Annotated in this window: 21 protein-coding genes; 19 read left to right on the top strand and 2 right to left on the bottom strand. The window is 56.5% G+C overall.

Annotated features, from left to right (window positions below; genetic code table 11):
* The first annotated feature begins 54 nt into the window (after positions 1-54).
* Entirely contained in the window at positions 55-1716 is a 1662-nt protein-coding gene (locus A6A26_RS07110; RefSeq protein ID WP_063878095.1) for a methyl-accepting chemotaxis protein, read from the top strand.
* Between the two features lie 101 nt (positions 1717-1817).
* On the opposite strand, the gene A6A26_RS07105 is transcribed toward A6A26_RS07110, so the two are convergent.
* Positions 1818-2936 carry an endo-1,4-beta-xylanase gene (locus tag A6A26_RS07105; protein ID WP_253851873.1) on the bottom strand — a complete coding sequence of 373 codons (1119 nt, stop codon included), beginning with the start codon at positions 2934-2936 and terminating at the stop codon, positions 1818-1820.
* Between the two features lie 407 nt (positions 2937-3343).
* On the opposite strand from A6A26_RS07105, the gene A6A26_RS07095 reads away from it, so the two are divergent.
* The 5 genes from A6A26_RS07095 to A6A26_RS07075 all read left to right on the top strand — a co-directional run bounded on the left by A6A26_RS07095 (position 3344) and on the right by A6A26_RS07075 (position 7747).
* On the top strand, positions 3344-4306 hold the full coding sequence (locus A6A26_RS07095) for an aldo/keto reductase (RefSeq protein ID WP_063878093.1): 963 nt from the start codon (positions 3344-3346) through the stop codon (positions 4304-4306).
* Positions 4307-4520: 214 nt separating this feature from the next.
* Positions 4521-5855 (top strand): carbohydrate porin, encoded by a 1335-nt coding sequence (locus A6A26_RS07090; protein ID WP_063878092.1) that lies wholly within the window; start codon positions 4521-4523, stop codon positions 5853-5855.
* A 238-nt stretch (positions 5856-6093) separates the two neighbouring features.
* Positions 6094-6405, top strand: a complete 312-nt coding sequence (locus A6A26_RS07085) for a cupin domain-containing protein (protein ID WP_063878091.1) — start codon at positions 6094-6096, stop codon at positions 6403-6405.
* 87 nt (positions 6406-6492) lie between these two features.
* Positions 6493-7032 carry a P-loop NTPase family protein gene (locus tag A6A26_RS07080; RefSeq protein ID WP_063878090.1) on the top strand — a complete coding sequence of 180 codons (540 nt, stop codon included), beginning with the start codon at positions 6493-6495 and terminating at the stop codon, positions 7030-7032.
* Positions 7033-7219: 187 nt separating this feature from the next.
* On the top strand, positions 7220-7747 hold the full coding sequence (locus tag A6A26_RS07075) for a GNAT family N-acetyltransferase (protein ID WP_063878089.1): 528 nt from the start codon (positions 7220-7222) through the stop codon (positions 7745-7747).
* A gap of 47 nt (positions 7748-7794) precedes the next feature.
* Here A6A26_RS07075 and A6A26_RS07070 read toward each other — a convergent pair whose 3' ends face one another.
* Complete coding sequence (locus tag A6A26_RS07070) at positions 7795-8607, bottom strand: IclR family transcriptional regulator (RefSeq protein ID WP_063878088.1); 813 nt, start codon at positions 8605-8607, stop codon at positions 7795-7797.
* Positions 8608-8926: 319 nt separating this feature from the next.
* On the opposite strand from A6A26_RS07070, the gene A6A26_RS07065 reads away from it, so the two are divergent.
* The 13 genes from A6A26_RS07065 to A6A26_RS07005 all read left to right on the top strand — a co-directional run bounded on the left by A6A26_RS07065 (position 8927) and on the right by A6A26_RS07005 (position 22138).
* Complete coding sequence (locus A6A26_RS07065; RefSeq protein WP_063878087.1) at positions 8927-10453, top strand: sugar ABC transporter ATP-binding protein; 1527 nt, start codon at positions 8927-8929, stop codon at positions 10451-10453.
* Positions 10454-10475: 22 nt separating this feature from the next.
* Positions 10476-11576, top strand: a complete 1101-nt coding sequence (locus A6A26_RS07060; protein WP_063878086.1) for an ABC transporter permease — start codon at positions 10476-10478, stop codon at positions 11574-11576.
* Positions 11573-12673 (top strand): ABC transporter substrate-binding protein, encoded by a 1101-nt coding sequence (locus A6A26_RS07055; protein WP_063878085.1) that lies wholly within the window; start codon positions 11573-11575, stop codon positions 12671-12673. Before A6A26_RS07060 ends, A6A26_RS07055 begins: the two co-directional genes overlap by 4 nt.
* Positions 12674-12687: 14 nt before the next feature.
* Positions 12688-13518, top strand: a complete 831-nt coding sequence (locus A6A26_RS07050) for an SMP-30/gluconolactonase/LRE family protein (protein WP_063878084.1) — start codon at positions 12688-12690, stop codon at positions 13516-13518.
* Positions 13519-13769: 251 nt separating this feature from the next.
* Positions 13770-14768, top strand: a complete 999-nt coding sequence (yiaK, locus tag A6A26_RS07045; protein WP_063878083.1) for a 3-dehydro-L-gulonate 2-dehydrogenase — start codon at positions 13770-13772, stop codon at positions 14766-14768.
* A gap of 10 nt (positions 14769-14778) precedes the next feature.
* The gene (locus tag A6A26_RS07040) at positions 14779-15246 is read left to right on the top strand and encodes a NanQ anomerase/TabA/YiaL family protein (RefSeq protein WP_063878082.1); all 468 of its coding nucleotides are present in this window, start codon (positions 14779-14781) and stop codon (positions 15244-15246) included.
* 15 nt (positions 15247-15261) lie between these two features.
* Positions 15262-16557, top strand: a complete 1296-nt coding sequence (locus A6A26_RS07035; protein WP_063878081.1) for an MFS transporter — start codon at positions 15262-15264, stop codon at positions 16555-16557.
* Positions 16554-18035 (top strand): FGGY-family carbohydrate kinase, encoded by a 1482-nt coding sequence (locus tag A6A26_RS07030; RefSeq protein WP_063878080.1) that lies wholly within the window; start codon positions 16554-16556, stop codon positions 18033-18035. Before A6A26_RS07035 ends, A6A26_RS07030 begins: the two co-directional genes overlap by 4 nt.
* Positions 18032-18688 carry a 3-keto-L-gulonate-6-phosphate decarboxylase UlaD gene (gene ulaD, locus A6A26_RS07025; protein ID WP_063878079.1) on the top strand — a complete coding sequence of 219 codons (657 nt, stop codon included), beginning with the start codon at positions 18032-18034 and terminating at the stop codon, positions 18686-18688. Before A6A26_RS07030 ends, ulaD begins: the two co-directional genes overlap by 4 nt.
* The gene (locus tag A6A26_RS07020) at positions 18685-19545 is read left to right on the top strand and encodes an L-ribulose-5-phosphate 3-epimerase (RefSeq protein WP_063878078.1); all 861 of its coding nucleotides are present in this window, start codon (positions 18685-18687) and stop codon (positions 19543-19545) included. Before ulaD ends, A6A26_RS07020 begins: the two co-directional genes overlap by 4 nt.
* Entirely contained in the window at positions 19542-20240 is a 699-nt protein-coding gene (gene araD, locus A6A26_RS07015; protein WP_063878077.1) for an L-ribulose-5-phosphate 4-epimerase, read from the top strand. Before A6A26_RS07020 ends, araD begins: the two co-directional genes overlap by 4 nt.
* A gap of 39 nt (positions 20241-20279) precedes the next feature.
* Entirely contained in the window at positions 20280-20798 is a 519-nt protein-coding gene (locus tag A6A26_RS07010; protein ID WP_063878076.1) for a YagU family protein, read from the top strand.
* Between the two features lie 266 nt (positions 20799-21064).
* Positions 21065-22138 (top strand): acyltransferase family protein, encoded by a 1074-nt coding sequence (locus A6A26_RS07005; RefSeq protein ID WP_063878075.1) that lies wholly within the window; start codon positions 21065-21067, stop codon positions 22136-22138.
* Positions 22139-22161: the final 23 nt, after the last annotated feature.

Raw genomic sequence — 22161 nt, 5'->3', positions numbered from 1 at the left:
GCTAATCATTTTAATACCGATATACCTGTATCACCTTTTACCGGGATTACTGCAATGCTTAAAAACCTTAAAATCACGACGGGTATTGTTGCCGTGTTATTTCTTTTTAGTGCGCTATTGACCATTACGGGCTTTCTTTTCTATTCCTCTGTCAGCCAGGCCGGTCGCAATTTTTCGCACACGGAACAACTTACGCTGCAACAACAACAACTCAGCGACAGCGTTCAGACGCTGATCAAGACGCGCGTGACGATCAGTCGCGTGGCGATCCGCTTTCTTAAAAACCAGAAAGATCCCGCATCACTGGCGTCTATTGCCAAGTTGCTGGAGGTGGCGAAGCAGTCCGCCGATAAAGCTGATGAGTATTTCCAGGCTTATAAGACCGCACCCGCATTACCGGGTCAGCATGCTGAGGTGACAAAAAATGTCGAGGCGGCTTACAACAAGATGCACGAGACAATGCTCGCCTCAGTAGACTTTCTGAAAAATAATAATTATCAGGGTTACGGGAATCTTGATGCGCAGGAAGCTCAGGATAATCTGGATAAGGCTTATCAGACATGGCGCAGTGCCAACTACCAGTTAATGAAGCAGATCGCCGCTGAAAACGATAGCAACTACAGCAATATGCTGTGGACGTTGCTGATTATCGCGATCATTGCCCTTGTCACCGTTGCCACTGTTTGGGGCGGTCTGAGAACCCTGCTGCTGAAACCGCTGAGCATGGCCACTGATTACATGCGTGCTATCTCTGCCGGTGATCTGACCCAGGAGATCGCCAGTGAGAGTCAAAACGAAACCGGCAGACTGCTTCGCCAGCTCGAAGAGATGCGCAGTGCGCTGGTTGTCACCATCCGCTCTGTGGATGATGCCACGCAGTCCATTTTTACCGGCGCGGCAGAAGTTTCTGCCGGCAGTACCGATCTCTCCTCGCGCACCGAACAACAGGCGGCAGCCCTTGAGGAAACCGCAGCCAGCATGGAGCAGCTCACCTCAACGGTAAAACTGAACGCGGAAAATGCTCAGCAGGCAACCACCATGGCGAAAGATGCCTCCGTAATGGCCTCGCAGGGTGGGCAAATCGTCGCGAAGGTGATTGCCAACATTGAACAGATAAGTGAAAGCTCAAAACAGATCGCCAGCATTATTGGCATTATTGACAGCATCGCCTTCCAGACCAATATCCTGGCGCTTAACGCCGCAGTGGAAGCCGCGCGAGCCGGCGAACAGGGACGTGGTTTTGCTGTGGTGGCCGGTGAAGTGCGGTCCCTGGCCGGGCGCAGCGCCAGTGCGGCCCAGGAAATACGCACGCTGATTGACCAGTCCACGCAGCGCGTAAACAGTGGTTCGACGCACGCCTCAGAAGCAGGCGATGTGATGGGCAGTATTGTGAATTCCGTTAACAGCGTTACGCAGCTCATGGCAGAGATTGCCTCCGCCTCGGCCGAGCAAACGCGCGGCATTGAGCAGGTGAGTAAAGCGGTGTCTGAAATGGATGGCGTCACGCAGCAAAACGCCGCGCTGGTTGAAGAGTCGGCCAGTGCCGCTGCCTCGCTAGAGGATCAGGCAACGCAGTTACGCCAGTCGGTAGCGGTGTTTAACACAGGCAGAACCCCGGCCGCAGGTCAGAATGTGCTGCGTAAGCCATCGCTGAAGAAGCCTTTAGCGGAGAGCACTAGCGCTGGCCTGTCAGCAGAAAACTGGCAGTCCTTCTGATTGCTTAACCGCAGAGCAAGGTTCCGCTCTGCGGTTAAGCCTCTCATAAGATGATGGAGATGACGCCGCTGCGTTATCGCCAGTGGATAGCCGCACGCGCGTCACCCGTGTTGAAGTGATTCGCGCAGTACATGAAGCGCCGCCCAACTGGCCTCTTTAATGCTGCCGTCTTTACCAAACAGCAGTGGCCCGGTCGCCAGCGCGTCCCCCGCCTTCGGTGTCGCAGCCGTGCGGTGCGGCGTGTCCCAAACGCCCCACGTTAAAATAGCGGCAACGCCCGCCTCCAGAACCAGCGAAAGATAGCGTTTATACAGACCGGCAACCGCCATCGGTCTGCGCTCCATCGGCACGCTGCTGTCATCCACGTCCAGTTCGGTGATGTAGACCTTCAGGCCAAGCGATTTCACGTCGCGAATAAATGCCGCCAGCCCCGGCCCAAAAGCGGGATGGGGACCGGCTTTGAGATGAGACTGGATGCCGAGCGCGCCAATCGGAATATGTCTGGACTGTAAGTCGCGCAGCATCGCCAGTACCGCCGCCCGTTTTCGCTGCCCATTGGCATCGTCGCTTTCAAGCCCGTAATCGTTGTAGCAGATTACCGCATGGGGATCGGCCTGATGCAGCGCCTCGCAGGCAATATCCATATAACGCGTACCAAGCCGCTGATACCAGAAACTGTTGCGCCATCCGCCGGGTTGTCCGTCGGCGGGATTGATGATTTCGTTAGCCACGTCCCAACTTTGTATCTGCCCACGATAGCGGCCCGCAACGGTGAAAATATGCTGCCTCAGCACCTTTTCCAGTTCGGTCGGATCGGCAATATCCTGAACCCAGCCAGGAAGGGCGCGATGCCAGCAGAACGTGTGCCCACGAAGCAATATCCCCTGCTCGCGGGCAAAGGCGGCGATAGCATCAGGGCCGGTGAAATCGTAGCGATCGCGCGCGGGATGGACGGCAATCCATTTTAGTGCGTTTTCCGGGACGATAATGCTCGCCTGACTCGCGACAAACTGCCGATATCGCGCATCGGATTGCAGACTGTCGGGCCTGACGGCAAAGCCAAACAGCAGATGACGGCCGGCGGCAACGGTTTTTAAGGCGGGAAAGGGCGCAGAAGACGCCAAAGCAGGTAGCGGCAGTGCGGCACCCAGCATGAGCGCGGCGCTGTTTTTTAGAAACCCACGTCGGTTTGACGACATGAAAGCAGTTTTACGCAGCACGACGACGCCTCCAGATGCCCAATGCATCACATTAAGGGCACGGTTGTCCTGCCCTCACTTTTTATAGCCTTAACCCACCTCGCCGTCTGCCGGGATTGTTTGCATTGAGGTTAAGATGCGTTTCAGACTGTAAAAAAACCATGAGCCTGAGATCCCGTCTGATAACAATGCAGCCCACCCAACCGGCCGCTATCGCGTTACCTGTCTTCAGTCCCATCAAGAAAAAAGTGACAGGAATACACGTCATCATCTCTGCCTGAAACAGGCAAAAAAGGCGGTGTCATCAACCGCCTCACGCGCGCATTGCATTAGCCTGCCGCACAGGTTGATAACCAGAATTAAATAACGGGGATTTTCCTTTGCTAAGCTGAAAGGCATACCTGATTCGTTTAACCAAGGAGAATGCTATGACGCAGCTTAAAACCCGCCAGCTCGGCAACAGTGGTATTAACGTGCCGCTTCTGACTTTTGGCGGCAACGTCTTTGGCTGGACGGTTGACGAGAAAACCTCGTTTTCCCTGCTCGACGCGCTGGTAGAAAAAGGTCTGTTCTTTATCGATACCGCAGACGTGTATTCGCGCTGGGCGCCCGGCAACCAAGGCGGTGAGTCAGAAACCATTATCGGCAAGTGGCTGAAAAAAAGCGGTAAGCGCGACAAGATCGTCCTGGCAACCAAAGTCGGTATCGAAATGTCACCGGAGAAAAAGGGGCTGAAACCTGACTATATCCACCAGGCTGTGGAGGATTCACTGCGCCGCCTGCAAACGGATGTGATCGATCTGTACCAGGCACACCGTGACGACGAATCCACCCCACTGGCCGATACGCTTAATGCCTTCGATGCGCTGATTAAAGCCGGCAAAGTGCGGGCCATCGGTGCCTCCAATTACAGCGCAACGCGGTTACAGGAGGCGCTGGACATCAGCAAGCAGCAGGGGCTGGCGCGCTATGAAACCCTGCAACCGGAATACAATCTTTATGACCGTGAAGGCTATGAAAGTGAGCTGGAGCAGGTCGCCCGCGACAATCATCTTGGCGTCATCAACTACTACGCCCTCGCCAGCGGCTTTCTGAGCGGTAAATACAAGAAACCGCAGGATGCCGCCAAGAGTCAGCGCGGTCAGGGAATTGTGGATAAATACCTGAATGAACGCGGCCTGCGCATCGTTGAGGCGTTAGAAGATGTGGCCGCCTCACATGATGCTTCAGCCACGCAGGTCGCTCTGGCCTGGCTGATTGCGCGTCCAGGCATTACGGCACCGATTGTCAGCGCCACCTCACTGCAACAGCTCGATGAACTGGTCAAGGCCACGGAACTGATGTTAAGTAAGCAAGAAATCGAAGAGCTTTCCCGCGCCAGCAAGGCCTGAGTCAAAGGGGATGCTACGGCATCCCTTTTTTTTATGCTTCCTCGCATTAAATGCCTTTTCTGTTAAAAACATATTCGTTCAGAGAGACCTGTCACAATTGCGTTAATCGTTTATTGTTTTGAGGTTATATACGCACGGATTTGCAAAAACTGACATTTCACCAGCACTATCCTCTGCCCGGTCAATTACTGTCATTCACACAAGAATAACGATCATGAATACTCAAAAAGCAGTGCAGTTTATGCCTCGTCTGGCCGCGGGCAGCCTGATGTTTGCGATGCTGAGCGCCTCCGCGCTGGCCGCCGATGCCTTTAGCTATGATTCCCCCTATATGTTCGGTGACTGGAACGGTTCGCGGACACAACTGGAACAAGACGGCATCAAATTCGACGTTAACTACACCATGGAAAGCGCGGCGAATCTTGGCGGCGGAGCCGATACCAATACGTCGATGCGTTACAGCGATCAGTGGGCATTCGGTGCCAATTTCGATCTGCAAAAGCTCCTCGACTGGCAGGATACGCAGTTCCAGGTGACCATCACCGATCGTAATGGCCGTAACATCTCCGATCAGGTTGCCGATCGCCGCACCGGGATGCTCTCCTCCACGCAGGAAGTTTACGGCCGCGGTCAGACCTGGCGACTGACGCAGTTCTGGTTAAGCAAAGGCCTGTTCGATAACACAGTCAATGTTAAAGCCGGCCGGGTTACCGTCGGGGAAGACTTCGATAACTTTGACAGCAAGTTTCAGAACCTGGCATTCGGCAGCGGTCAGGCCGGTAACTGGCGCGGCGATCGCTGGTTTAACTGGCCGGTATCCCAGTGGGGCGGACGGGTAAAAGTTAACTTTACCCCTGAGGTATTTTTCCAGGTCGGTTTCTACAATCAGAACCGCGCTAACTACGATCGCGGCGACGGTTTCCGCCTTGATACCAACAACTCAGAAGGCAATCTGGTGCCGGTCGAACTGGGCTGGAAACCGACTTTCGGGCCAGAGAATCTGCCGGGTAATTATCGCATCGGCTACTACTATTCGTCCGCGAATGGCGACAACTACGGTAGCTGGCAAGATGGCGCTTACCAGCACAAAGATCATGCTTATGGCGGCTATGTGCTGTTACAGCAGCAGCTTACCGCACAGGGTGGCGATGCCAGCCGCGGCCTGGGCGTCAGCGTGCAGGCGGTCATGAACGATCACAAAACCGCTAAAACCGATAACTACCAGTCCATTAGCTTCACCTGGAAAGGGCCGTTTGATGCGCGTCCGCGGGATGAAATAGGTGTCGGTGCGGCGCGCATTCATGTTAACAGCGCCTATTCCCGTGCGCTGCGTCAACAGAATGACGCCAGCGGTCAGACCGACTTCAACAGTCCCACCTACCTGCCGGTTCAGGAGGGTGCGGAATACAACTATGAAATTTACTATAACGCCCAGTTGACCAAATGGTTGCAGCTGCGTCCTAACCTGCAATATGTGGTTGCGCCGGGCGCCGTCAGTGAGGTGAAAGATGCCTTTGTCGGCGGCATCAGCGCTAACGTGAACTTCTGATTTGCGCCTCATGCCTGTCGGCTCATTCACGTCAGCCGACAGGCATGTTTTACTGCATTCGGCGACAGGCGAGCCCTGCTATGAACCTCATGCATGCCGCGTTTGCTGAGATTCGCCCGTGCGGGCGTTTCGGCCTTCCCCACCACATTTGCCCGTAATATCCGCAATTTTTTGCAAGTCACGCCCTGGCTGATGCGCTATAACTCGCCTCACATGCGTTCAGACCAGCAGGGAACAGATGAAAACGTTTATCAGCAAAGCTTTCACCGCCGAAAAGGCCTGGGGTGCCGTCGACATTGCCAATTTTGAGGGCACCACCGTGCGGCTTCACTGGACGGATAAGCCCTATAAATGGCATATCAATGATGGTCAGGAAGTGTTTGCCGTCATGGATGGCTGCGTAGACATGCATTATCGGGAAGCGGGAGAAACAAAGAAAATCCGCTTAGAAACGGGCGATATTTTTTATGCCAGCACTGGAACCGAGCACGTCGCCCATCCGCAGGGTGAAGCAAGAGTGCTGGTGATTGAAAAAGAAGGGTCAGTATAATCTTCCTGAGTTTTGCCCCGCGCGCCTGGCGGTGTGCAATCCGCCACAGCCGCCCGCCGCAGGGCCAGCAGACAGAAGGGCACCGCCATGAGCGCATTAATAACGCTTGAGAATCTGGGGCCGCGCATCTGTATTATGGGGCCGTCTAACAGCGGGAAATCAACGCTTGCGAGCGCGCTCGCACGTAAAACCGCCCTGCCTGCCATTCATCTTGATCAACTTTATCACCTGCCCCATACCGACTGGCAGCCAAGAGATGAGGCTGAGTTTTTGCATTTACATCATCAGGCCATCCATCAGGATTGCTGGGTGATGGACGGCAACTACACCAACTGTCTTAACGCAAGGCTGGCGCGGGCAACCGGCTACATTCTTCTTGATGTATCCACGCTCGTCAGTTTGCTGCGTTATTTCAGACGTTGCTACGCCAGCTCCCCCCGCCAGGGCGGGCTTGAGGGCGGGGTGGATAGCGTGAAAGGGGCAATGATAAAGCACATCGCGTTGATTACCCCCGCAAACCGCAGGCGCTACCAGACACTGTACTCGGGCCTCGATCTGCCAAAATGCTTTTTGCAGGGCCAAAAGGCCATTGATGATGCCTACAGAGGCTGGAATTTGTCAGCCTGACCTGCGTATTCTTCTTGATATTCACTGCCGCACTGAACCATGGGTCCGGGGGAGGTGCGCAGCGTAACGCGCCCACCGCTTGCGTGCTGCAAGCCGGGGAGAGATTCGGTTAATGATCGCGGCGTGCGGCAATGCATATTCTGCTGCCGCTGCGCTTTTGCAACGCAACAGGCAGGGAAACAGGGAAATGAAAATCATCCTGGCAGAAGACAGCCATGTTCCGGCAATACACCAGATTTACGCCTACCACGTCTTACGGGGTACAGGCAGTTTTGAAATCGTTCCGCCCGACGAGGCAGAGATAGCCAGCCGACTGGAAAAACTTCGCGCCGCCGGGCTGCCCTGGTTCGTCGCGGTGAGTGAAGGACAGGTTTGTGGTTACTGCTATCTGGGCTTTTACCGGCCCCGTTATGCCTACCGGTTTACCCTTGAAGACTCTCTGTATATCGATCCGGCATTTCAGGGAAAAGGCATCGGTAAACGCCTGCTGGCCCATGCTATCGACTGGGCTGAAACGCGTGGTTTTCGCCAGATGGTGGGGAATGTGGGTGACAGCGCCAACGCAGCCTCCATTGCCCTGCACCGCGCCGCCGGTTTCAGCGTGATCGGTACGCTGACGTCAGTGGGATTCAAGCACGGCCGCTGGCTGGATACGGTGCTGATGCAGCGCGCGCTCGGTGCCGGGGACGGCTCGCTGCCCGAAAACGAAGCATAACGCCGTGGTGACAACCTGCGGCTGGCGGCAGCATGAAAAGGCCGTTCTCAGGCGGTGCAACCCAGCTCCTCTGAAATGGCCTGCGCCGTGGCAACCACCTTCGCCATCAGGTTTTTCGCACCAATCTGTTGCAGCTTCGCCGTCGGCAGCGAGACCGATACCGCATAAGGGACACGCTGCTGGATATCAAACACCGGCGCGGCAATACAGGTGACGCCCAGTTCATTTTCTTCACGATCCATCGCGGTGCGCTGCTGAAGAATATCGTTAAGTTCCCGCTGCATCTCAGGCAGCGTGGTAATGGTATTTTTCGTCAGTTGCTCAATGCTGTCCTGATGATTTTGCCAGTATTGCAGCAGGTACTCTTCGCTGCCCCAGGCCAGAAAGATTTTTCCCATGGCCGAACAGTAAAGCGGCATATGCTGACCGATATAGGCACGGGTACGCATCATGCCGGTCGTGGGTTCTAACTTGTTGATCAGGACTACGTGGTCATCTTCACGGCTGGAGAAGTTCACGGTTTCGCCCACGTCCAGATTCAGTTTTTCCAGATGTGGCCCGGCGACGTGAATAATATTGAGCGACGACAGCGCCTTCTGCCCGACCGAAATAAACTTGGTGGTTAAGCGATAGCTACCAGGCGAAGGTGCCTGTGTCACGTAACCACTGCTGTGCAATCCCTGCAGCAGGCGGTGTACGGTGCTTTTGTTCATTCCAGACAGTTCAGCAAGATGGGCCAGCGGACAACCGTTGGGATAATTACTCAATAATTCAATTAACTGCAGGCCACGAAACAGGCTCTGTGTCCCTAATGGCTTATCGCCCTTCGTTTCCTTTGCTTTATCCACTTTCACCGCCATCCACCGATCCTCTCCGTTTCTCACTTCCTGAACGCGCTAACGCATGATGTTAACTCATGGCATAGCGGCTGGGAATCTTTCGCTTTTTTAGTGTGGCCGGACAGGTCTGTTCCGTCCTGGCAGAAGTGCGTTGTTCATCACAAATTCAAAACAATATTTTAACTTACTGTTTCTTATGAATAAATATCCGCCCTGCTTCTTTGCTTTTCCACGGCGGCAGGAATACTATTTTTTGGAATAGTATTTCACATATTGAAATTAGCAACGAGCGGTCGCCGCTCTTGCTGCTGATACTCACCAGGCGTCACGGGAGGCAGGAATGCAACCTCATCCGGATAAACCGGTTCTTACACTCAGCCATATCACTAAACGCTTCGGCGGTAACGCTGCGGTTAACGATGTGAGCCTGGACGTTTTCCCCGGCGAAGTCGTGGCGCTATTGGGGGAAAACGGCGCAGGTAAATCCACGCTGATCAAAGTGCTGGCTGGCGTGTACACCAGTGATGAAGGGCAAATTACCTTTCAGGGCAACGTCACGGCATCCGCCGCCGCGTTAAAAACCGCCACCACCCAACCCATTGCGTTTATTCATCAGGATCTCGGACTGATTGAGTGGATGACCGTGGCCGAAAATATGGCGCTGGTCATGGGATTCAGCCGCCGGTTTGGCCTGGTTAACTGGCGGGCGGTGCGTGAACGAGCGCGTTTGGCCCTGGAAGAAGTGGGCATTCAGCTGGACCCCGATGCCCGCGTCTTTGAACTGTCGCGCACCGAGAAATCGCTGCTGGCCATCGCCCGTGCCGTGGCGGTCAACGCCGAAGTGCTGGTGCTGGATGAGCCGACCGCCTCGCTGCCCGCCAATGACGTGCGTCATCTGTTTAGCGTAATCGAGCGCCTGAAAAGCCGCAACGTAGGCATGATTTATGTGACACATCGCCTGGATGAGGTGATTGAGATTGCCGACCGTATTTGCGTGATGCGTGACGGTAAACGCGTGGCAGAGGGCGTAACGGCAGATTACCAGCTTCACGATCTGGTCGAAATGATTGTGGGCGAGGCGCTGGAAAGCAATCAGCGTCTTGCCCTGCCCGAAGCCCGCCCGCCTGTACTGTCGCTGGACAAGCTGTGCATCGATGAAGTCGGCCCGGTCTCTTTCAGCCTGCAACCCGGCGAGATGCTGGCGCTGGCAGGCCTGCGCGGTGCCGGTCAGGAAGAGATTGGTCGGATGCTGTTTGGTCTGAAGCAGTCCACCAGCGGGGAGGTTATCTTCCGCGACCAACCCTGCCACCCGCGCTCCCCGCGTGAGGCGATGGCCGCGGGCATCTCGTTTGTGGCGGGCGATCGCACCGGCGAAAGCCTGGTGATGTCGATGAGCGTGCGCGAGAACCTGTTTATTAATCCTTGCGCCAGCGGTCATCGGCTGATGTCCCATTACGGTCGCCGCGCTGAGGTCGGGGCCAGTTGGTGGAAAGTCCAGCTGTTCGATGTGCGTCCCAAAGACGTGAACCTGGATATCAGCGCCCTGTCCGGCGGCAACCAACAGAAAGTGGTGATGGCACGCTGGATGCACCTGAATGCGCCGCTGCTGATTCTTGAAGATCCCACTGCCGGTGTGGACGTCGGCGCACGTGAAGAGATTTATCACCTGCTCAATAAAGCCCTCGCTGAAGGCGTGGCGGTGCTGGTGATTTCCAATGACCTTGAAGAAATTGCTCATATCTGCAACCGCGCTCTGGTGTTTAACCGGGGCCAGGTGGTCGGTGAACTGAGAAATGAACAGGTTACCTTTGCAGGTTTACTGGAGCTGGCCTCAGCCAGTTCTGCTGCCCCATTAGCTACCGTCTGAACAGGCAGTCAGGAGAAACGATATGTCTAAAACCTCGGTGAAATCTACCGCACTCGAACAACGGGTCAGCCTTGCCCAGCATGGCTTTGCGCCGTGGTCGATGCAGATCCTCACCCGCTACGGGTTACTGCTGTTGTGCGTGCTGTTAGCGTTAATGTTTTCAGTCCTGTCCCCCACTTTTGCCTCGATGTTAACCGTGCAGGCGATTCTGTCCAGTAAGGCAAAAATTGCACTGCTGGCGCTGGCGGCCACGTTGCCGATGATCGTTGGCAAAATCGACCTGAACGTCGGCTTTGGCATCGTGCTGTGGCACATTCTGGCCATTACGCTGCAGGTGGAATACGGTTTTTCCTGGCAGATGGCGGTGCTGACGGTGCTGGTATTGTCAGCGCTGTATGGCCTGCTAAACGGTATTCTGGTGGCGCTGGCAGACATTGACAGCTTTGTCGCCACGCTCGGCTCCGGCACGGTGCTGTATGCCATTGCGCTGTGGCACTCCGGCGGACGACAGATTGTGGGCGACTTGCCGGACGCCTTCAGTGCCCTGCACAGCACGGAAATTGTTGGCATCCCGATTGGCGCATTTTATGTGCTGGGCCTGGCGCTGGTGTTATGGCTGGTCACCGAGCATACGCCGTTGGGCAGATGCATGTATGCCGTGGGCGGTAATCCCGTAGCGGCCCGACTCAACGGGATTGCCGTTAATAAATACGTAATTGGCTCCTTTATTGCCTCCAGCGTCATTACCGGCTTTAGCGGCGTGCTGATCGCCGCCGAACAGGGCGTCGGCCAGGCCAGCGTCGGCATGGATTACCTGCTGCCTGCCTTAGTGGGCGCCTTTCTGGGCAGCACCACCATTCGTCCGGGACGGGTTAACGTCTGGGGCACCGTGGTGGGGATTGCCATTCTGGCTATCGGTATCGCCGGTATCCAGCAATTTGGCGGGGCCTTCTGGGTTGAGCCTTTGTTTAACGGTGCCACGCTGCTGCTGTCGATTACGCTTGCCGGCTACGCCCAGCGTCGCCGTATGTTGAACCAAAAAGCCGTCGTGCGCAGTCAGGGCACGCCAGCGACCACACCTGACCCACAGCAAAAAACCATCACACCAGGGAACTCATTATGAAAAATCCGGTATTTGGTCTTTCTCTCGTTGCCATGTTGGTAGCCTCTCTGCCCGCACATGCAGACAGCTATCTGGAACAAGCCACCGCGGCCGTCGCCAAAGCCACGTCCAGCGCCACCACCTGGGACGGCCCCACCACAGGTCCTAAGCTCCAGGCGAATAAGAAACTGATTTTTATTGCCTCTGATATGAAAAACGGCGGCGTACAGGGCGTGCAACAGGGGCTGAGCGAGGCGGCGAAAGTCGCCGGATGGAAGCTGGATACGCTGGACGGCGCGGGATCGGTGAAAGATCAGCTCGCTGCCCTGAATCAGGCTATCGCCCAACGGCCTGACGGCATCATTATTGGCGGCTGGAACCCCAACGTCGCCAAAATGCCGCTTAAAAAAGCCGTGCAGCAAAAGATTGTGCTGATGGCGTGGCATGCGGAACCCGCCCCGGGGCCGATTAAGCAGTACGGCATTACGGATAACATTACCTCGGACTCAAACGAAGTGGCCCGCCTGGCGGCACAGTACGCCGTGGTGAAATCGGGCGGCAAAGCCCAGGTCATTATCTTTACCGACTCGCTTTATAAAATCGCGCTGGATAAGGCCAATGCGATGAAGCAGGAAATTGAAAAATGCAGCGAGTGTAAGGTCATCGACTTTATTGATACCCCACTGGCCGATACCTCTAACCGTATGCCGTCGCTGACCTTCAGCCTGTTACAGAAGTACGGCGACCGTTGGCAGTATTCGCTGGCGATCAACGATCTCTATTTCGACTTTATGGCACCGGCGCTGAAAACCGCAGGCAAAGGCGGTAAAAACGCGCCTTACAACATCTCCGCAGGTGATGGGTCCATCTCGGCCTTCCAGCGCATTCGCAATGGGGAAAGCCAGGTCGCCACCGTGGCTGAACCGTTAAAACTGCACGGCTGGCAGTTGCTGGATGAGTTTAACCGCGCCTTCGCCGGTCAACCGCCTTCGGGCTATGTGACGCCCGCGCATTTAATTACCCAGGAAAACATTAGCCGCGATGGCGGGCCGCAGAACAATTACGATCCCGAAAACGGTTATCAGGCGCATTACAAAACCATCTGGGGCGTGAAGTAACGGAGGCCAGCAGCATGCAGGTAGAAAAACTGTGTTCCCCTGCCATCTGGGCCGAAGGCCCGGTATGGCTGCCGCAGCTCGATGCGGTGGTGTTCAGCGATGTGAAAGGCAACCGCATGTACTGCTGGCAGCGCAACGGCGAGCTCAGCATCTGGCGTCATCATGCTAACTATGCCAACGGCAATGCCCGGGACAGTCAGGGACGCGTCGTCAGTTGCGAACATGGCCGCCGGGCTATCAGCCGGACCGAATCAGACGGCACGGTCAACGTGTTGATCGACAAAGTCGAGGGCAAACGCTTTAACTCGCCCAACGATCTGGCGATCCGTTCTGACGGCACCATCTGGTTTACCGATCCGCCTTACGGGATCGTTAACGATCACGAAGGCTATCTGGCCCCCAGCCAGGTCATCGGCTGCTATCTCTACTGTTTTGATCCCGTCAGCGGGCAGCTCAGTATTGCGGCCAGCGATCTGCAGCGCCCTAACGGGCTGGCATTCTCACCCGATGAGAGCCTGCTTTATGTGGCCGATATGTCGGTGGTGGACTTCCCGACGCTGGGACGCCATCAGCTCCGGGTTTACCAGGTTGAAGGACGGGAACTGTCGCCGGGGAAATTTTTTGCCGATGTCACGCCGGGCTTCCCGGACGGCTTTTGTGTCGATGCCAACGGGGACATTTACTGTAGCTGCGCGGACGGCGTGATTATTTTTGACGCTCAGGGGGCGCGTAAAGGCAAAATCCCGATCCCTGAGACGGTATCCAACTGCACGCTTGGTGGACCGGATAATCATGAACTCTATATCACAGCCAACACCTCGCTCTACCGGGTAACGTTGCGCTAAACCGGCTGCGCAGGCAGAACGGCAAGAAGGACCTGTCAGGTCAGCGCGTCTGTGGCTGACCGGCCCCTCTGTGGGCAAAATCTGGCAAATAAGCCTGAGATCACAAAAGCCAGCAATAAATATAACTACATGATTTTTAATGATTAATTTTTCAGTCATTTCTTTGACTGCCCTGTCTTTTCCCCATAGCATTTAGTTGAAATGACATTCCACATTATGAAATAAGCGGCAACGCTGGGAGTATCAGTCGTATGAGAATCAGCTATCAGCAGTTGTATGAGGAGTTTCTCCGCGTACTCACGAGTCGTAACGTGCCCCAGGATAAAGCCGAAGCCTGTGCGCATATGTTTACCGAAACCAGCCTCAACGGCGTGTATTCCCACGGCGTAAACCGCTTCCCACGTTTTATTCAGCAACTGGACGCGGGCCATATCGTTCCCGACGCCGAGCCGCAAAAAGTCCTGTCGCTGGGCGCGATCGAGCAATGGGATGCCCAGCGTGCCATCGGCAACATCACCGCGCACAGTATGATGGAACGCGCCATGGCCGTGGCATCCGACCACGGGATTGGGCTGGTGGCGCTGCGTAATGCCAATCACTGGATGCGCGGCGGCAGTTACGGCTGGCAGGCGGCGGAAAAGGGCTTTGTGGGCATTTGCTGGACGAATTCTATTGCCGTGATGCCGCCCTGGGGCGCGAAAAGTGGGGCGATCGGGACTAACCCGCTGATCATCGCCGTGCCGGGCGAGCCGATCACCATGGTGGATATGTCGATGTCGATGTTCTCCTACGGCATGCTGGAAGTGAACCGTCTGGCCGGTAAAAGCCTGCCGGTCGATGGCGGATTTGATGATGAAGGCAATTACACCCGCGATCCGGCCACCCTTGAGCAAAACCGCCGCATCTTACCTATGGGTTACTGGAAAGGCTCCGCGCTGTCGGTCGTGCTGGACATGCTGGCCACCCTGCTCTCCAACGGTGCCTCCGTCACCGAAGTGACACATGACAACGGCGATGAATTCGGCATCTCGCAGGTCTTTATCGCGATTGATGTCGACCGGCTCATTGATGGTGAAACCCGCCAGCACAAGCTCGACCGTATCCGGGCATCGATTATCAACGCTGAACGCGCCGACAGCGAGCAGGCCATTCGCCTGCCCGGCGATAAGTTTCCGCCGTTGCGGGCTGAAAACCAGCGTCTTGGTATTCCAGTGGACGATCGCATCTGGGCGCGTATTCAGGCGCTGTAAGGGGGAAACCATGATCACCGGACATATTGCGAACACCGACCCGCGTCACTATCCCCCGGCGATTGCCAAAGCGATCGCCTGTCTCGCCCGCCACGACCTGACCATTATGGCTGCGGGACGTTACCAGGACAGCGAAACGGGCTGGACCATGCAGGTACTGGATCTGCACACCGCCGCGCCTGAAGAGAACTACCCGGAAGCGCATCGCCAGCATATTGATGTGCAGTATCTGGTGGCAGGGGAAGAAGTCATCGGCGTCGCCACGCAGCCCGTGGATTTACCGGTGCATCAGCCTTACGACAGCGAGCGCGACATTATTTTTTACCAGCACGCGCCGGAAGAAACCCTGGTGCGCATGCTGCCAGGCACCTTCGCCGTGTTTTTCCCGCAGGATATTCACCGTCCAAATTGCGCGGTGGGCAAGCCCGGACCGATTCGCAAAGTGGTGGTCAAGATCCCCACCCGCGATCTGGTTTAGGCAAGGAGGAATGCCATGAGTCTGACATCGACCGCCGTTAATCGTGAGAAGATCCCCGCCCTGCGCTGGCTAAGGATCATTCCACCCATCCTGATCACCTGCATCATTTCTTATATGGATCGGGTCAATATTGCCTTTGCCATGCCGGGCGGCATGGACGCCGAACTGGGCATCAGCGCGTCGATGGCTGGACTGGCGGGCGGCATTTTCTTTATTGGTTATCTTTTTTTACAGGTGCCGGGCGGCAAGCTGGCCGTGTATGGCAATGGCAAACGCTTTATCGGCTGGTCACTGCTGGCCTGGGCGATCATCTCGATGCTGACCGGTATGGCAACCAGTCAGTATCAACTGCTGGCACTGCGCTTCGCGTTAGGGATCGCCGAAGGCGGCATGTTGCCGGTGGTGCTGACGATGATCGGCAACTGGTTCCCGGATGCCGAACGCGGTCGCGCCAATGCCATTGTGATCATGTTTGTGCCGATCGCCGGGATCATTACCGCCCCGCTCTCCGGCTGGATCATTACCGCCTGGGACTGGCGCATGCTGTTTTACGTGGAAGGCGCATTATCGCTGGTGGTCATGGCCCTGTGGCATTTCACCATCAGCAACCGGCCGCAGGAAGCGACGTGGATTTCTCCGGCTGAAAAGCAGTATCTGATCACCACCCTGCACAACGAGCAGCTGATGATCAAAGGGCAGAACGTGCGTAATGCCTCTCTGCTGCGGGTCATGCGCGAGCCCGTGATGTGGCGGCTGATTCTGGTCAATTTTTTCTATCAGACCGGTATTTACGGTTACACCCTGTGGTTGCCCACCATTCTGAAAGAGCTGACCCACGGCAACGTCGAACAGGTCGGTATGCTGGCCATATTGCCCTATGTCGGGGCGATCTTCGGCATGTTTCTGTTCTCTGTTCTGTCGGATGCAACCGGCCGGCGCAAGCTGTTTGTCGCGCTGCCACTGGCCGGCTTTGCGCTGTGCATGGCGCTGTCGGTATTGCTTAAAGCACACATCTGGTGGTCCTACGCGGCGCTGGTGGGCTGTGGCGTCTTTATTCAGTCTGCGGCGGGCGTGTTCTGGAGTATTCCGCCGCGTCTGTTCAATGCCGAGGTCGCGGGCGGAGCGCGCGGCCTGATCAACGCGCTGGGCAACCTTGGCGGCTTCTGCGGGCCTTATATGGTCGGCATGCTGATTGCGTTCTACAGCAAAGATGCCGGGGTTTACAGCCTTGCCATTTCGCTGGCGCTGGCGGCGCTGCTGGCCATGACGCTGCCTGCCCGCTGTGATTCTGCGAAACGGGAGGCGGTATGAAACGCTGGCTGGGACTGGACTGTGGCGGCACCTTTATTAAAGCCGGGCTGTACGATATGCAGGGCCGCGAGCTGGCCGTTGCACGGCAAAACCTGCCGATACTGGTGCCTGAGCCGGGTTATGCTGAACGCGATATGACGCTGCTCTGGCAGCAAGCGGCAGCGGTGATTCGCGAGGTCCTGACCAGTAGCGGTCAGGATGCCGCCGACGTCGCTGGATTAGGCATCTCTGCTCAGGGTAAAGGGCTGTTTCTGCTGGATAAAGATCGCAATCCACTGGGGAATGGCATCTTATCTTCGGATCGTCGCGCCCTGAGCCTGGTCCAACAGTGGCAGCAGGAAGGCCTGCCGCAGCAGCTCTACCCGCTCACCCGACAGACGCTGTGGACCGGCCATCCGGTTTCACTCCTGCGCTGGCTAAAGCAGCATCAGCCGCAGCGCTATGCCGCGATTGGTAGCGTGCTGATGGCCCACGACTATCTGCGTTTCTGTCTGACCGGTGAGCTGGCCTGTGAAGAAACCAATATCTCGGAATCCAATCTGTACGACATGCAGGCCGCCGACTGGTCGCCGGCGTTGGCTGAGATGCTGGATATCAGCGAAATCGTTCCCGCGCTGCCCCCGATTATTGGGTCGACGCAGATTGCCGGCTATGTCACCTCGCAGGCTGCCGCCGCATGCGGTTTGCTGCCCGGTACGCCCGTGGTCGGTGGTCTGTTTGACGTGATGTCCACTGCCCTGTGTGCGGGACTGAATGACGCAACGCGCCTGAACGCGGTGATGGGCACCTGGTCGGTAACCAGCGGCATTACCGACTGCATCCGCGATGAAACAGACTATCCCTACGTTTATGGCCGTTATGCCATCGAGGGCCAGTACCTGATCCATGAAGCCAGCCCGACCTCGGCGGCCAACCTGGAATGGTTCTGTGAGCAGTGGGGCATCAGCGACTACCAGCTGTTAAACCAGTGGGTCACGGATCTCGAACCCGCCAGCAACGCGCTGCTGTTTCTGCCTTTTTTGTACGGCACCAACGCCGGGGCCGATCTGCACGGCAGCTTCTTTGGCCTACAGGCGGGTCACACCCGCGCCCATCTGGTGCAGGCCATCTACGAAGGTGTGGTGTTTTCCCACCTGACGCATCTGAACCGCATTCTGCAACGCTTTCCTCAGGTCACCGCCCTGCGTCTGAGCGGCGGTCCCACGCGATCCGCCCCCTGGATGCAGATGTTTGCCGATGCCAGCGGCCTGACGGTAGAAGTGCCGCAGATCAGCGAAAGCGGCTGTCTGGGTGCGGCCCTGGTCGCGCTAACCGGGACGGGCGCTTACGCCTCGCTGCAACAGGCGCAGCAGGCCTTAGCGCCGGATATCGTGACCTGGCAGCCAGACAGCACAAGACATGCCCGTTATCAGCAGAAGTATCAGCGTTATCAGCATCTGATCCGCGTCCTGAGTGATGCACAAGGAGCCACCTTATGAGCCTGCCCTTACTCCAGCTGGCGCTGGATCATACCGAGCTGGAGGCGGCGCTGAGTACCGCACAACAGCTGCACCCACACGTGGATATCATTGAGGCCGGTACGCTGCTATGCCTGAGCTGTGGGGTGGAAGCCGTGCGCCGTCTGCGCCAGCAGCACCCGGAGAAAACCCTGGTGGCTGACTATAAAGTGGCGGATGCCGGCGGCGCCCTGGCAGACATGGCCTTTACGGCGGGCGCAAGCTGGATGACGGTCATCTGTGCCGCCCCGCTGGCGACCTTTGCCAGCGCGCTGGAGGTGGCACAGCAGCACCAGGGCGATATTCAGATTGAACTGTTTGGCAACTGGACGCTGGATGATGCGCGAAAATGGCGGCAACTGGGGCTAAAACAGGCCATTTATCACCGTGGCCGGGATGCGCAGGCCAGCGGTCAGCAGTGGAATCAGCACGACCTGGATACCATGAAAGCCTTATCCGATTTGGGTTTCGCCCTCTCCATCACCGGCGGGATTACGCCTCAGGATCTTTCACAATTTAAAGACGTTGACGTTAAGGCGTTTATCGCCGGACGCGCCCTCAGCGATCCCGCCAGCGGCATCCAGCGCGCCGCAGAATTCCATCAGGCCATTGCCAGCATTTGGGGAACCGTATGAAACACCAGCATCCGTTAGGTATTTACGAGAAAGCCCTGCCCGCGAACCTCACCTGGCCTGAACGCCTGGCGCTGGCAAAAGCCTGTGGTTTTGATTTTGTGGAAATGTCGGTGGACGAAACCGACGCGCGGCTGGCGCGCCTGAACTGGAGCAAAGAGCAGCGGCTGTCGCTGGTGAATGCCACGATTGAAACCGGCGTCACCATTCCTTCCATGTGCCTGTCGGGACACCGCCGCTTTCCCTTTGGCAGTCACGATCCGGCGATCCGCCAGCGCGCGGACGATCTGATCGATCGGGCTATCCAGCTGGCAAAGGACGTCGGTATCCGCACGATTCAGCTGGCGGGTTACGACGTGTATTACGAACCCCACGATGAAAGCACCGTGGCGCGCTTTGCCGAAGGGCTGTCACGCGCGGTGCAGCGCGCCGCCGCGGCCCAGGTGATGCTGGCGGTTGAGATCATGGACACCGAGTTTATGAACGCCATCAGCAAGTGGAAAGTCTGGGAGCAGCAGCAGGCTTCACCGTGGTTTTCCGTGTATCCGGATGTGGGCAATCTCAGCGCCTGGGGCAACGATGTGACCGCCGAGCTGACCCTGGGCATTGACCGCATCGCCGCCATTCATTTGAAAGATACTCAACCCGTGACCGCAAGCTCACCAGGACAGTTTCGTGACGTGCCCTTTGGTCAAGGCTGCGTCGACTTTGTCGGCGTGTTCCGCACGCTCAAAGCACTGAACTATCGCGGGTCGTTCCTGATTGAAATGTGGACAGAAAAAGCCGAAGAACCGGTTGCCGAAATCGTCCAGGCCCGGCGCTGGATTGAACAGAAAATGCAGGAAGGAGGTTTAGTATGAGCATAGCCGCAATGAAAGAGCAGGTGCTGGCCGCCAACCTGGCGCTGCCGCGCCATCAACTGGTGACCTTTACCTGGGGCAACGTTAGCGCTGTCGATCGCGCCCAGGGCCTGGTGGCGATCAAGCCGTCCGGCGTGGACTATGACGGTATGACAGTGGACGACATTGTCGTGGTGGAACTGGAGAGCGGACGGGTGGTGGACGGCAGCAAAAAGCCCTCATCAGATACCGCGACGCACCTGGCGCTCTACCGGGCCTTTGACGATATTGGTGGCATTGTGCACACCCATTCGCGCCACGCCACCATCTGGGCACAGGCCGGTCAGGATCTGCCCGCCTGGGGCACCACCCATGCTGACTATTTCTACGGCGCGATTCCCTGCACCCGACTGATGACGGAGGCCGAAATCGCCCACGATTACGAACACAATACCGGCGAAGTGATCATCGAAGCCTTCCGCACGCGTGGTATCAGTCCGGTCGCGATCCCCGCCGTGTTGGTTAACGCTCACGGGCCATTCGCCTGGGGGAAAGACGCCGACAACGCGGTGCACAACGCGGTGGTGCTGGAAGAGATCGCCTATATGGGCATTTTCTCCCGCCAGCTGACGCCCGGTATCACGCACATGCAGCAGCCCCTGCTGGACAAGCACTTTCTCCGAAAGCATGGGGCGAATGCCTATTACGGTCAGTAATTCACGTTTTTTTATCACACTCAGCAGGAGCGGTTGACTATGAACAGGTTGTTTCATCTGACATCCCCTGCCGACCGGCATTATGGTCTGGCGCTGTGGGCAGGATTTTGCGGCGGCAATGTCGCCAGTTTTGTAAAATGGGGAACCGAAAATCCCTTTCCACCCAGAACGCCTGACAGGGCGATTCCGCCTGCTGAGATGCTGCATGATATGGGGATCAACGTCAGCAGCCTGGTTTATCACTATTCCGATCACGTGGTGAACTGGGGCATTGCCGGTGTACATCACCTGTTCTCCATTTTCTTTGCTCTGCTCTACTGCGCACTCGCGGAGATCGTCCCGGCAGTCACCCTGGGCCAGGGTGTCGCTTTCGCCATCGTCATCACGCTGGCGTTTCACGGCGTAATACTGCCGATGAACGGCTGGGCACCGGCGTTATGGCACCTGCCGCTCGCGGAAATCGCGTCAGAAACCCTGGGGCATATTCTCTGGATGTGGACGATAGAGATATTCAGACGCGCCTTCTGTGAACAGGCCCGGCGACGCCAGCCTCTCTGAGCGCAAGACCGGGGCGCCAGACATAACCTTTAGTTAAGAACCCTCTGAAATCCCTGCGGCGCACATTTTATCCTGTGCGCCAAACTACTGCGATATCAGCCTCATCTTCCGCAAAATAACCGAAATCCGCGTTAATTATTTTACCCCACCTGTAAATGAGGGTTGATAATCATTAAGTCGTTTTTACAATACGGCCTACGCTTAACCCTAATCGGCTCGCTTAGGCGATCGCCGTTATTGAGTAAACCGACAGGCCTGTAACGCTCATGAAAATCGTCTCAATCCAGTATCTGCGCGGTCTCGCTGCGTTACTCGTGGTGCTGGCACACAACTCATCGCTGTTAGAAGGCCACTGGACCCGGCACATTCCCGGCGCGCTGGGCGTGGACGTGTTCTTTATTATCAGCGGCTTCATCATGACCTTTATTACCCACCAGTTTAACGAAGCCCCGACCTCGTTCATGGTGAAACGCTTTTTCCGCATCTGGCCGGTATTCTTCGTGGTCTGGCTGCTCTCGTTCGTGGTGGTTTACCACGATCGTTCACTTCAGGACATGTCCTGCGCGCTCTATTTCTGTCTGCAGGATTACAGCAGTCCCGGCCCGACCTTTGGGTTTAGCGCATTGGGTCCGCCCTGGACGCTGTCCTACGAAATCCTGTTTTACGCCGTGTTCACCGTCGCGATGTGCATCAACTACCGCTATCGTAGCTATTTGTGTGCGCTGATTTTTCTCGCCTCCAGCGTGGGTTTTCAGCTCTATTACAACGGCAGTTTTGATTTTTCATCCCAGGTATCGCCCCATATGGCGGTGACGCACTGGTGGCAGGCGTGGATCAAACTCATCAGCAATACCATTTGCATGGAGTTTATCTTAGGCATGATGCTGGCGGAGTTAATCGTGAAGCAGAAGCTGCCTGAGCTGACGCCTCAGGGGCGCAGAATACTGCAGGTCGGGCTGGTGCTGGCATTCGCGACGGCGCTGATGATTGGGCCGCAGCCGTTTGGCCTGCACGGGGGTTTCTGGCTGGCCGCGGCCATTATGAGCATCACGGTGATGCTCGGTTACCGTAGCGAAAGGGGTCATAACCGTGCGCTGATTTTCTTTGGTGATATCTCTTATTCGCTCTATCTCATCCATTACCCGCTCATGATATTGCTGATGAACAGCCTGGCCGATAAAGCCTGGACGGATAATTTTATGATCTTTGTGTTGTCCATCAGCATCAGCGTGGCGCTGGCGTCAGTGATGTTTTTCTGGATAGAAAAGCCCGCCATTAAGGCAGGTAAGCGCGTCGCCCGCTGGTTATCGACGCCGCTGACGCTGCACAAAAGTTCATAGCCTGCGGCAAACAGTGGCCTTTT

This window comes from Pantoea sp. OXWO6B1 (assembly GCF_001641135.1).
Lineage (GTDB): Bacteria > Pseudomonadota > Gammaproteobacteria > Enterobacterales > Enterobacteriaceae > Pantoea > Pantoea allii.
The sequence above is the reverse complement of the archived record's forward strand: the minus strand, read 5'-3'. Positions and strand labels throughout refer to the sequence as shown.

Excerpts from the sequence above, each read along its gene's own strand:
- A6A26_RS07110 (WP_063878095.1), top strand. The coding sequence starts at position 55 with ATGCTTAAAAACCTTAAAATCACGACGGGTATTGTTGCCGTGTTATTT.
- A6A26_RS07095 (WP_063878093.1), top strand. The coding sequence starts at position 3,344 with ATGACGCAGCTTAAAACCCGCCAGCTCGGCAACAGTGGTATTAACGTG.
- A6A26_RS07090 (WP_063878092.1), top strand. The coding sequence starts at position 4,521 with ATGAATACTCAAAAAGCAGTGCAGTTTATGCCTCGTCTGGCCGCGGGC.
- A6A26_RS07085 (WP_063878091.1), top strand. The coding sequence starts at position 6,094 with ATGAAAACGTTTATCAGCAAAGCTTTCACCGCCGAAAAGGCCTGGGGT.
- A6A26_RS07080 (WP_063878090.1), top strand. The coding sequence starts at position 6,493 with ATGAGCGCATTAATAACGCTTGAGAATCTGGGGCCGCGCATCTGTATT.
- A6A26_RS07075 (WP_063878089.1), top strand. The coding sequence starts at position 7,220 with ATGAAAATCATCCTGGCAGAAGACAGCCATGTTCCGGCAATACACCAG.
- A6A26_RS07070 (WP_063878088.1), bottom strand. The coding sequence starts at position 8,607 with ATGGCGGTGAAAGTGGATAAAGCAAAGGAAACGAAGGGCGATAAGCCA.
- A6A26_RS07065 (WP_063878087.1), top strand. The coding sequence starts at position 8,927 with ATGCAACCTCATCCGGATAAACCGGTTCTTACACTCAGCCATATCACT.
- A6A26_RS07060 (WP_063878086.1), top strand. The coding sequence starts at position 10,476 with ATGTCTAAAACCTCGGTGAAATCTACCGCACTCGAACAACGGGTCAGC.
- A6A26_RS07055 (WP_063878085.1), top strand. The coding sequence starts at position 11,573 with ATGAAAAATCCGGTATTTGGTCTTTCTCTCGTTGCCATGTTGGTAGCC.
- A6A26_RS07050 (WP_063878084.1), top strand. The coding sequence starts at position 12,688 with ATGCAGGTAGAAAAACTGTGTTCCCCTGCCATCTGGGCCGAAGGCCCG.
- yiaK (WP_063878083.1), top strand. The coding sequence starts at position 13,770 with ATGAGAATCAGCTATCAGCAGTTGTATGAGGAGTTTCTCCGCGTACTC.
- A6A26_RS07040 (WP_063878082.1), top strand. The coding sequence starts at position 14,779 with ATGATCACCGGACATATTGCGAACACCGACCCGCGTCACTATCCCCCG.
- A6A26_RS07035 (WP_063878081.1), top strand. The coding sequence starts at position 15,262 with ATGAGTCTGACATCGACCGCCGTTAATCGTGAGAAGATCCCCGCCCTG.
- A6A26_RS07030 (WP_063878080.1), top strand. The coding sequence starts at position 16,554 with ATGAAACGCTGGCTGGGACTGGACTGTGGCGGCACCTTTATTAAAGCC.
- ulaD (WP_063878079.1), top strand. The coding sequence starts at position 18,032 with ATGAGCCTGCCCTTACTCCAGCTGGCGCTGGATCATACCGAGCTGGAG.
- A6A26_RS07020 (WP_063878078.1), top strand. The coding sequence starts at position 18,685 with ATGAAACACCAGCATCCGTTAGGTATTTACGAGAAAGCCCTGCCCGCG.
- araD (WP_063878077.1), top strand. The coding sequence starts at position 19,542 with ATGAGCATAGCCGCAATGAAAGAGCAGGTGCTGGCCGCCAACCTGGCG.
- A6A26_RS07010 (WP_063878076.1), top strand. The coding sequence starts at position 20,280 with ATGAACAGGTTGTTTCATCTGACATCCCCTGCCGACCGGCATTATGGT.
- A6A26_RS07005 (WP_063878075.1), top strand. The coding sequence starts at position 21,065 with ATGAAAATCGTCTCAATCCAGTATCTGCGCGGTCTCGCTGCGTTACTC.